The organism is Mesorhizobium sp. M7A.F.Ca.CA.004.12.1.1 (assembly GCF_003997835.1).
GTDB lineage: Bacteria > Pseudomonadota > Alphaproteobacteria > Rhizobiales > Rhizobiaceae > Mesorhizobium.
This window is the reverse complement of sequence record NZ_RZRK01000138.1, coordinates 1-10,241: the sequence shown is the minus strand read 5'-3', so window position 1 is coordinate 10,241 and position 10,241 is coordinate 1. Positions and strand designations below refer to the sequence as shown.

Here is a 10,241-nt window from a genome sequence, read left to right as displayed (position 1 = left end):
GCGCGCGTGTTTGACGGCCGGGTGATGTGGCCGGAAAAGCCGACGACTGTTGGATTTGACATGGCAGTGAGCCTCTTGGATGGTCGAAGGTTTGACGTGGCGGGCCGTCCCGCCCGCCGGTGGGAGATCAGCTCCAGGCGTGCAGCGGCGGATTTTCGCCGTTGAGGAAATATTTGCCGAGGATCGAATATTTCCAGCGCACCGGATCGTGCAGCGTGTGCGTGCGGGCATTGCGCCAATGCCGGTCGAGATTGTGTTCGGCCAGGGTCGAGCGTGTGCCTGCCAGTTCGAACAGCTTGTTGGTCGCGGCGATGGCGATCTCGGTCGACAGGATTTTTGCCTCGGCGGTGACGATCTGCGCATGCGCGACCGTGTCGGCGGTCGGCTCGGCCACTGCCCGGTCGATCGCCAGGCCGGCCTTCTCCAGCAGCGCCTGCGCCGCGTGCAGGCGCAGCGTCAGGTCGCCGATGGCCTGAATGGTGTAGGGATCGTCCCAGGCGTTGTCGACGCCGCTGTCGATCCAGGCGCGGCTTTTGGTCCTGACGAAGCTGACGGTCTCGTCGATCGCCGCCTGGGCGATGCCGGTGTCGACCGCCACCTGGATGATCTGGAAGATGGCGCCGTCGGCGGTCGGCCTGTCGTAGCCCTTGTAGCCGGGTACCAGATGCGTCTTCGGCAACTTGACGTTGTCGATGATGACGGTGCCGGACAGCGTCGTGCGCTGGCCAAAGCTCGACCAGTCGTCGATGACGGTCAGTCCGGGTGCGCCGCGGTCGGCGATCGCATACCAGGCGCGGCCCTCGTCATCGAGCGCCACGATCGGCACCAGGTGGGCAAGCAGCGCGCCGGACGAATAGAATTTGCGGCCGCTGACAACCACATGATCGCCGGCATCGGTGAAGCGGGTCTCAAAATCGGCGGCGCGCTTGGAGCCGAACTCGGAAAAGGCGTTGCCGAACCGCGTGCCTTTCAACGCTTCGGCAAACAGCAGCTTCTGCTGGTCCGCGTCGGCCACGGTGCGGATGGCGGCTACAACGCCGAGATGGTTCTGGGCAACCTGGCCGATCGAGGAATCCGCCGCCGAGATGATCTCGATCACCTTCGCCAGCGTCGCATATGACACCTCCGGCCCACCGAATGCCTTTGGTACATTGATCGACCAAAGGCCGCTTTGCGAAAAGGCATCGAGTTCGGCGACCGGCCAGATCCGCTCGCGATCGCGTCGGGAGGAATCCTTGACGAATTCGGCGGCGAGCGCGTGGGCAATCGCAATCGCCTCCGCATCGTCCTTGATGATGTGCGCTGGCGCGGTCGGTCTTGCGACTGGCGGCACGGCGGCGGAAGCCTTGTCGGTTTTGACGGTCGAAACGGTCATTTCACTGCTCCTTGGGATTTTGGCTCAGGCAACGGCGTGGAGATGGGCGGGCTTGGTGGCGGGTGACACCTGTTGCCCGGGGGTTGATTGACCGAGATAGAAGGCTCTGATGTCCTCGCGCTGGCGAAGTTCGGCGGCAGCGCCAGCGAGCACGGAAACGCCGTTTTCGAGCACGGTGGCGTGGTCGGCGTATCTGAGCGCGACTGCCGAGTTCTGCTCGGCAACCAGGATCGACAGGCCGGTCTCACGGTTGAGTTTTTTCAAGCTCTGGAAGATGTCCTGGACGATGAGCGGGGCGAGTCCCATCGACGGTTCGTCGAGAACCAGCAAACGCGGTCGCGACATCAGCGCCCGGCCGATGGCGGTCATCTGCTGTTCACCGCCGGAGGTCAGGCCGGACAATGTCCGGCGCTTCTCCCTGAGGCGCGGGAAATAGCCGTAGATCCGCTCGAGGTCTTGATTGATCTCGGCGCGGCTCCCGCTGCGGCCGATGCCGCCGGCGATCAGATTCTCCTCGACGGTGAGGCTTTTGAAGCAGTGGCGGCCTTCCAGCACCTGGACCAGCCCGGCGCGCACCAGATCACCCGGTTTGCGGCGCGAGACATCGGACCCTTCATAGCGGATGGTGCCGGCATTGACCTGGCCACGTTCCGCCGGCAGCAGGTTGGAGACGGCCTTCAGCGTCGTGGTCTTCCCGGCGCCATTGGCTCCGAGCAACGCCAGGATCTGACCGCGCCTGAGCTCAAAGCTGACGCCGTGCAGCGCCGTGATGGCGTGGTTGTAGGTGGCATGGACCGCGTCCACGGCAAGAATGACGTCATCGTTCGGCATAGGCTGTTCTTTCGCGGTTCAAAAACCGAACAGGTCGGGCGCCACGGAAACTTGGTCCGCGACGCCCGGCACTGACTGATCAGTTGGTGGTCACAGCATTGGCATCGTCGGCGGTACGCAGCTTGATGCCCTTCTCGGCGGCGTAGGCCTCGGCGGACTTCTCGATGATCGGCCGCAGCAGCGCCCAGTCCGGCGCGATCCAGTCGGAGACGACGTTCCACTTCCTGCCGTCCCACTGCTGGAAGGTCACGTAGCCTTCGCCTTCGTGATTGTCCCAGCTGACATTGATCGAGTGGAACAGGTCCTTGGCGCCGAGCGCCTCGACCTTGGCCGGATCGAGCTTGAGATGCTCGAAGCCCCAGCGGACCTCGTCGCCGGTCAGCGCGCGATGGCCGAACTTCTCCTGCGCGACCCGGATCGCCTCGACATTGAGGATGCCGTTGACGATGCCGAGATTGTGGTAGACCGAGCCGATGCGCGCCTTGTCTTCAAGGTTACCCTTGCCGGCGCCATAGACCGTCTTCACGATCTCCTGCACCACCGGGTAGGAGTTGCCGGAAGCCTGCGTGGTGATGGCGGTGTAGCCCTTGGCGGCGTCGCCGGCGGGGATCACGTCCTCTTCGGAATTCGACCAGACATTGCCGACGATATGGTCGACGGGGAAGCCGACCTTGACCGCCGTCTTCAGCGCCACCGGGTTCATCACGCCCCAGCCGCGCAGGACGACGAAATCCGGCTTGGCGCGACGGATGGTCAGCCACTGCGACTGCTGCTCGTTGCCGGGATGCGGCACCTCGATCTGCTGCACGGTGAAGCCGTATTTCTGCGCCAGCAATTCATAGATCGGGTTGGTTTCCTTGCCGTAGGGCGACCCGTGATAGAGCACGACGATCTTCTTGCCCTTCAGTCTGTCGATGCCGCCTTCCTTGGAGGCGATGTAGTTCACGATGCCTGATGTCTCACTGTAGGGATTGAGCAGCAGAGGGAAGACGTAGGGGAAAACGCGCCCATCTGTAGAATCGGTTCGGCCGTGATTGACGGTGATCAGCGGCACCTTGTCGGCGGTGATGCGATCGATCATGGCATAGGCGATGCCGACCGAGAGCGGGTTCCAGGCGGCGGCACCGGCATGGCTCTTCTGCCGCTCATAGCATTCGACACCACGCTCGACCTCATACTGGGTCTCGCATTCGTCCCAAGTCAGTTTGACGCCGTTGACGCCGCCGTCACGGATGTTGATGAGGTTGAGATAGTCGATGAAACCGCCGAAGAAGCCGGTGCCGCCGGCCGCATAAGGCCCGACGCGATAGCTCTGCAGCGGAAAATACTGTTCGTCGGCGTGCGCGGCCGGTAAGGCCACCGACACGATCATCGCCGCGGACAGCGCCGCCGCCTTGATTGTGCTGAGGAAAGTCATGGTCGAGATACTCCCGGTATGGGCCGTCTTGGGTTCGGCCCCTTGTTCATTTTCGGATTGGATTCATTTTCAATGCATCAGCTCAAGTCGACTGCCAGGCGAACAGGAGCCGTCTTCGGACCCTGTCCCACAGCGCCGCCAGCCCGTCGGGTTCAAGGATCAGAAACAGGATGATGAGCGCGCCCAGCACGATGCGCTGGCTCATGTCGAGCACGCCCGAGTCGAAGAGATCGCCAAGCAGGAAGCCGCCGAGGCGCGACAGAGCGAGTGGAAAGACCACGATGAGGGCGGCGCCGAAGAAGGCGCCGCGGATCGAAGCCAGACCACCGATGATGATGATGAACAGGATCTGGAACGACCGGTCGAGATCGAAGCCGTCCGGCTCGACGGTTCTGAGATAGGCGAAGGCCCAGATGACGCCGGCAACGCCAATGATGAAGGACGAGATGGCGAAGGCCAGAAGCTTGGTCTTCAGCACCGGAATGCCGATGATGCGGGCGGCGGTTTCATTGTCGCGGATGGCGATGAAGTTGCGCCCGGTCTGCGACGAGGCCAGCCTATAGGCAAGGAAGGTCAGCACCGTGACGATGGTCAGCGCGAACAAATAGCGGCCGATGGCGCCGTCGAGCGCGAAACCTGAAATCGACAGTCTCGGCGCGTCGATGACGCCGGACGCCGAGTTGTTGGAAAACCAGCTGAACTTGGTCAACGCCCATTGCACGAAGAACTGCGCGGCAAGGGTCGAAACCGCGAGATAAAAACCCTTCAGGCGCAGGCTCGGCAGGCCGAAAACGACGCCTATCGCGGCCGCCACTATGCCGGTCAGGATGTTCAAGCCCACGCCGGCAAGGCTGAGCGCCAGGAAAGGCAGCAGGATGGCCTCGAACAGATAGCTTGAGCCGATCAGCGGCACGACGCCGTAAGCGAAAGCGAGCAAAAGCACGGGCACGACCCATTTCGGCAGCACCGGCGCAGCGGCGAAATCGCTTGTTATCGCGGTCATCGTTCAGATCCTCTCGACGAGCTTCTGGCCGAACAGGCCGGAAGGGCGGATCAGCAGGAAGACGAGCGCGACGACATAGGCAAACCAGCTCTCTATGCCGCCGCCGAAATAGTCGCCGATATAGACTTCGGCGAGCTTCTCGCTGGCGCCGATCAAGAGGCCGCCGACGATGGCGCCGAGGATGGAATCGAAACCGCCGAGCACCAGCACCGGCAGCGCCTTGAGCACCACCAGCGACAGCGAGAACTGCACGCCGAGGCGTGCGCCCCACAGCAGTCCGGCCACCAGCGCGACGAGGCCGGCGGCGGCCCATACAGTGGCCCAGATCAGGGGTAGCCTGAGGCCGACCGCGAGTGCCGCGAACTGATCGTCGGCGACTGCGCGGAAGGAGAGGCCGATGCGGGTGTAGCGGAAGAACAGCGACAGCAAGAGGACCATGCCGGAAGCAACCACGGCCGCGAAAATATCGAACTGGCTGATCAGCACGCCGCCGATTTCCAGCGGCACATCCTCGATGCCGAGATCGAGGCCGTGGACCTGCGTGCCCCAGATCAGCTGGGCAGCGCCTTCGATGATGTAGGACAGGCCAAGCGTCGCCATGAACAGGGTGATCGGCGGCTTGTTGGTCAGTGGCCTGAGCACCGTGCGCTCGATGGCGATGCCGATCGCCACCATGATGGCGAAGGTGACCACCAGCGCCAGCGCGAAGGGAATGCCGCGCTCGACAAGGCTGACGAAGGTGAGTGCCGCAAACAGCAGCATCGCGCCTTGCGCGAAATTGAGCACGCCCGAGGTCTTGTAGATGAGCACGAAGCCGATCGCGACAAGCGAATACATGACGCCTGAGAGCAGGCCTCCGACGAGCACTTCGATGAAGAACTGGTAGTCGAAACCGGCGATCATATGCCTGCCCCGTCTTCATTGTCCGAGGCGACGCCGAGATAAGCATCGATGACGCGCTGGTCGTTCCTGACTTCATCGGGCGTGGCGTCGGCGATCTTGCGGCCGTAGTCGAGGACGGCGATTCGATCGGACAGACCCATGACGACGCCGACATCGTGCTCGATCAACACCACGGTGGTGGCGAAACGATCGCGCGCGGCACGGACGAAAGCCGCCATCTCGCTCTTTTCGCTCGCTGTCATGCCGGCCATCGGCTCGTCGAGCAAAAGCAGGCGCGGCTCGGCCACCAGAGCGCGGGCCAATTCGACACGCTTCTGCAGCCCATAAGGCAAGGTGCCGACAAGACGGTCGCGAATGGCGGTGAGATGGAGGAATTCGAGGACCTGTTCGGCACGGCTGCGTGAATCGCGCTGCTCGCCACGCGAGCGGCCGATGCCGAGCACCTGGCCGGCAAAGTTGGAGCGAACCTTGTAGGCAAGGCCAGAGGCGATATTGTCGAGGACGCTGAGGCCCTTGAACAGTGCAAGGTTCTGGAAGGTTCTGGCGACGCCGAGATGGGCCAGCCGCTGCGTCGGGACCTGGGCATAGAAGGTACCGTCGAGCTGGACATGGCCACGATCCGGCCTGTAGACGCCGCTGATGACGTTGATCAGCGAGCTCTTGCCGGCCCCGTTAGGGCCGATGATGGCACGGATCTCGCCTGGTAGAACCGACAGGTCGATATCGGCAAGTGCGACGACGCCGCCAAACGACAGGCTTATGCCCTGAAGCGCGAGCAAGGGAGAGGCGGCGTCGGCAACGGACCCTGCCGGCCAGGCGGCATCTTCGAACGACTGCTCCAACCGCAGGCCTGACGGCAAGCCGCGTGCAAAGACTTCCGGCGCATAGACCGAAGCGTCCATCACTCCGAGCGTATAACTGGGCAACGGCATTCCAATCGTCCTCGATTAGGCGCGCAAAATCCTATTGCCGCCCGACGGATCAGCGCGCCGGGCAAGCTTCATGTGTGCAGGCCGGCGCCTGCCCGGCGTGCCTATGGGGTGACTACTCCGCCGCCAGCGACGCCGCCGCCTCGGCATCTTCCAGTTCGCGAACGAGTGGGATGACATGCTTGCCGAAATACTCGACCTCTTCCTGGAAGTGCAGGAAACCGAGCAGGATGAGATCCGCACCCGCGCGCTTCAGGTCGACGACGCGTTGAGCGACCTGCCTGGGGGTGCCGATCAGGTTGGAGCGGAAGCCGTCATTGTACTGGACCAGGTCGTCGAAGGACGATTTCGCCCAATTGCCCTCACCTTCCGGCGAGGCCTTACCGGCGTTCTTGACCTCATGGCCGAAAGCATTGACCGCTTCGGGATTGGCCTTGGCGATGATTTCGGCGAGCACCGTCTTGGCCTCCTCCTCGGTCTCGCGAACGACAGCGAAAGCGTTGACGCCGACCTTGACGGAATGGTTGTTGGCCTTCGCCTTGGCCCTGAGGTCGTCGACCTGCTTGGCGATTTCAGCCGGCGTGTTGCCGTTGGTGAAGTACCAGTCCGAAACCCGTGATGCCATGTCGCGTGCGGCGCGCGACGAGCCACCCTGGAAGATTTCGGGCAGCGGCTGCGGCGGCTTCGGCTTCAGCGAATATTCGTTGAAGCGGTAGAAATCACCACGGAAGGTGAAGCTGTCTTCAGTCCATATTCCGCGCAGCGCACGAATGAATTCTTCCGAGCGGCGGTAGCGCTCGTCATGGTCGAGCCAATGCTCGCCAATGGCGTGGAACTCGCCGCGGAACCAGCCGGAGACAAGATTGATCGCGACGCGGCCGTTGGTCAGGTAGCTGATGGTGGCGATCTGCTTGGCCGCCAGCGCCGGGTTCCATGGCCCGGGCAGGATCGCGGCGATGACCTTGAGCGTGGTGGTCGCCGCCAGCAGATCATGGCTGAACGCCACCGATTCATGCTGTTCGTCGGCGCCGTAGCCAGCGGTGAAACGGATCTGGCTGAGCGCGTAGTCGAAGCCGGACCTCTCGGCGATCTGCGCCAGCTTGCGGTTATACTCGGCCGAATGGTTGGTGCGCTGCTCGATGTTGGAGATCACCAGGCCGCCCGAAACATTCGGCACCCAGTAGGCAAACTTGATCGCGTCGGTCTCTGCGTGTGCCATGAAATGTCTCCCATTCAGGCCGTGTCATTGATCGATCCGGCCGCAGCCGGACTTCGCCGATATTTATTATGTTTATAGAATAAATATACAAAGAAGGATTTTCCGTTTTTGGGGCACTCTTGGGGCGGAAATACCAATTTTCGCTGCCGAACCCGGCCTGCAGATGTCAGCCCGCAAGAGGTCCATGCGCGGCATGGGCGCCGATCGCCTGCGCTGACGGCAGCGTAACCAGCAGCTTGGCAATTTCCCCCGCGACCGCCTGGGCATGGCGGGCGACTTCCGGCAGACCCATGAGCTCGCCGAAAGTGCCTCTTGCCAGCGGGCCGGCGACCAGGAGTGTCGCAACCGCCTCACCGTCCGAGCCGATTGCGCGGCTGTCGAGACTTGTCTCGATGCCAAGTCCATATTGGTCCGTCCTGATCAAGCCGGCTTCCGCCAGCGAGCTCAGCGCCGGGTTCAGCTGTAATGCCTGCCCATGAGCCGGACCCGTAGTGTTGATGACGGCATCGAAGCGCGTCGTCTCGATCCGTGTCTGCCCGCGTCGTTGAAAGCTGACAGCCAGGCTGCCGTCCTCATCGTTCGACGCGACAAGCCTGGCGGCAATGGTGTCGAATGTTCCGGCCGCATGACGCCGGTCGAGCACCGCCGCCACCTGCGGAGCGATCCTGAAGCGATGCACGTCCCAGAACACGCGCAGCCGGCGGACCAGCCTTGCCCGCTCCGGCGGGGCAAGTGCGGCCCACAGCACCGGCCCCTGCAGGCGCAGTTGGTCGAAGACCGACTGCCAGTTGACATTGGCCGCTCTCGCAGCTGTCAGCGTCGCGCGAATGGCCCTGAGCAGGCCGAGCGCCGTCGTGGCCGGCGCGGATGCAAAATCGCCAAAAGGCTCGCCCCTGACATCGGGGTGTCCGCGCGAGCGTAAGCCGCGGCGCGACAGCGCGAGGATGCGGCCGCGATGGCCACGACGGTCGAGTTCGGCGACCATGTCGGCAGAGGTCAGCCCGGAGCCGACGATCAGCACCGACGCCTCCGGACCAATCCCGGCAAGCGCCGCTGGTGCGTACGGGTCGGCGATGAAACCCGGTGCTTCCGTCAGATGGATCAGCGCGGCTGGAATCGCGGGCTGTGGGTGCGTCGCTGCCAGGACGACGATATCGGCAGCGACCAACCCACTGGACGTATGCACGGTCCAGCCCGCGCCACTGGCATCGCGCGTCACGCGTATGGCGAGACCTTCGGCATGACGGACAAGGCCGGAACCGAGATACGGCGCCAGATGCTCGGCGACGTAGCGACCGAACACACGCCGGCGCGGAAAAGCGTCGCCGTTCTTCCAGATGGCGTCCGGGTCGTGTTCGAGTTCTCCGCTGCCAGTCAACCAGCGTGCAAAATGCTGCGGGTCGTCGGGAGCCATGCTCATCCTGATCGCGGGAACATTAACCCGATGAGACGGTTCCTCGCTGGAATAGGCAAGGCCACCGCCAAGAACCGGTCGTGGCTCGATCACGGAAATGGAAATGCGCTCCGGTCGAGGCATTTGCGCCAGGTGCCACGCCACCGCGGCGCCGGAAAAGCCGCCGCCGATAATGGCGACGCGCAACCGCGAGGACGCAGGAAGCAAGTTCACGAGGCGCTGGCGAGCGACTTCGGCCGGTGGTCGCCGGCGATGGTTTCGCCGAACGGACCGGTGTTTACGGAAGAGCCGGCTGCCTTGACCAGATGGTCGGTCGGCAGTTTCGGCAGCACCAGCTCGCCGAAGCGATAGGCTTCTTCGAGATGCGGATAGCCGGAAAGGATGAAGGTATCGATACCGAGGCGCCGGTACTCGTCGATGCGCTCGGCGATCGTGTCGGGATCGCCGACAAGTGCGGTCCCTGCGCCGCCGCGCACCAGGCCGACGCCGGCCCACAGATTGGGCGCGATCTCGAGCTTGGCGCGATTGCCGCCATGCAATGCGCTCATCCGCGCCTGGCCGACCGAATCCATGCGGGCAAAGACCTTCTGCGCCGAGGCGATCGTCGCATCGTCGAGCCGGCTGATCAGCCTGTCGGCCGCGGCCCAAGCCTCCTCGGTGGTTTCGCGGACGATGACATGCAGCCTAATGCCGAAGGAGAGCTTGCGGCCAGCCTTCTGCGCCAGTTCACGCATGCCGTCCAGCTTGCGCTCGACATCGGCTGGCGGCTCGCCCCAGGTCAAATATTTGTCGATCTCCTGCGCTGCCACAGTCGACCCGGCATCGGACGAGCCGCCGAAGTAGAGCGGGGGATAGGGTGTCTGCACCGGCGGAAACAGCAGCCTTCCATCCTCGATGCGGAAATGCTTGCCCTCATGCTCGACCGTCTCGCCGCTCAGCACCCGCTTGTAGATCCGAAGGAATTCCTGCGTCACCTCGTAGCGCTCGGCATGCGACAGGAAAATGCCGTCGCCCTTGTTCTCCAGCGGATCGCCGCCGGTGACGACGTTGATCAGCAGGCGGCCATTGGAGATGCGATCCAGCGTCGCAGTCATGCGCGCGGCGAGCGTCGGCGACTGCAAACCGGGGCGCACGGCGACAAGGAAACGCA

The 10,241-nt window shown here is 63.5% G+C and carries 9 protein-coding genes; all 9 read right to left on the bottom strand.

What is annotated here, in order from left to right; all coding sequences use genetic code 11:
- Positions 1–127 precede the first annotated feature (127 nt).
- Positions 128–1,375, bottom strand: a complete 1,248-nt coding sequence (locus EN984_RS10050; protein WP_127269596.1) for an SfnB family sulfur acquisition oxidoreductase — start codon at positions 1,373–1,375, stop codon at positions 128–130.
- Between the two features lie 24 nt (positions 1,376–1,399).
- Positions 1,400–2,206, bottom strand: coding sequence for an ABC transporter ATP-binding protein (locus tag EN984_RS10045; protein ID WP_127269595.1), 807 nt, complete (start codon positions 2,204–2,206; stop codon positions 1,400–1,402).
- A 79-nt stretch (positions 2,207–2,285) separates the two neighbouring features.
- Positions 2,286–3,623 carry an ABC transporter substrate-binding protein gene (locus EN984_RS10040; protein ID WP_127383725.1) on the bottom strand — a complete coding sequence of 446 codons (1,338 nt, stop codon included), beginning with the start codon at positions 3,621–3,623 and terminating at the stop codon, positions 2,286–2,288.
- An 82-nt stretch (positions 3,624–3,705) separates the two neighbouring features.
- Positions 3,706–4,626: a branched-chain amino acid ABC transporter permease gene (locus EN984_RS10035; protein WP_127383724.1), complete on the bottom strand. Its 921-nt coding sequence runs from the start codon at positions 4,624–4,626 to the stop codon at positions 3,706–3,708.
- A gap of 3 nt (positions 4,627–4,629) precedes the next feature.
- The gene (locus EN984_RS10030; protein ID WP_127271920.1) at positions 4,630–5,529 is read right to left on the bottom strand and encodes a branched-chain amino acid ABC transporter permease; all 900 of its coding nucleotides are present in this window, start codon (positions 5,527–5,529) and stop codon (positions 4,630–4,632) included.
- The gene (locus tag EN984_RS10025; protein WP_127270762.1) at positions 5,526–6,461 is read right to left on the bottom strand and encodes an ABC transporter ATP-binding protein; all 936 of its coding nucleotides are present in this window, start codon (positions 6,459–6,461) and stop codon (positions 5,526–5,528) included. Before EN984_RS10025 ends, EN984_RS10030 begins: the two co-directional genes overlap by 4 nt.
- 112 nt (positions 6,462–6,573) lie before the next feature.
- Positions 6,574–7,677, bottom strand: coding sequence for a dimethylsulfone monooxygenase SfnG (gene sfnG, locus EN984_RS10020; RefSeq protein ID WP_127270760.1), 1,104 nt, complete (start codon positions 7,675–7,677; stop codon positions 6,574–6,576).
- Positions 7,678–7,843: 166 nt separating this feature from the next.
- The gene (locus tag EN984_RS10015; RefSeq protein ID WP_127271922.1) at positions 7,844–9,304 is read right to left on the bottom strand and encodes an FAD/NAD(P)-binding protein; all 1,461 of its coding nucleotides are present in this window, start codon (positions 9,302–9,304) and stop codon (positions 7,844–7,846) included.
- Positions 9,301–10,241: alkanesulfonate monooxygenase (gene ssuD, locus EN984_RS10010; protein ID WP_127383723.1), on the bottom strand; the 941-nt coding region annotated here is incomplete at its 5' end. The genes EN984_RS10015 and ssuD, both read right to left, overlap by 4 nt.

Coding starts and splice junctions, on each gene's coding strand:
- EN984_RS10045 (WP_127269595.1), bottom strand. CDS start 2,206: ATGCCGAACGATGACGTCATTCTTGCCGTGGACGCGGTCCATGCCACC.
- EN984_RS10040 (WP_127383725.1), bottom strand. CDS start 3,623: ATGACTTTCCTCAGCACAATCAAGGCGGCGGCGCTGTCCGCGGCGATG.
- EN984_RS10050 (WP_127269596.1), bottom strand. CDS start 1,375: ATGACCGTTTCGACCGTCAAAACCGACAAGGCTTCCGCCGCCGTGCCG.
- EN984_RS10030 (WP_127271920.1), bottom strand. CDS start 5,529: ATGATCGCCGGTTTCGACTACCAGTTCTTCATCGAAGTGCTCGTCGGA.
- EN984_RS10035 (WP_127383724.1), bottom strand. CDS start 4,626: ATGACCGCGATAACAAGCGATTTCGCCGCTGCGCCGGTGCTGCCGAAA.
- EN984_RS10025 (WP_127270762.1), bottom strand. CDS start 6,461: ATGCCGTTGCCCAGTTATACGCTCGGAGTGATGGACGCTTCGGTCTAT.
- sfnG (WP_127270760.1), bottom strand. CDS start 7,677: ATGGCACACGCAGAGACCGACGCGATCAAGTTTGCCTACTGGGTGCCG.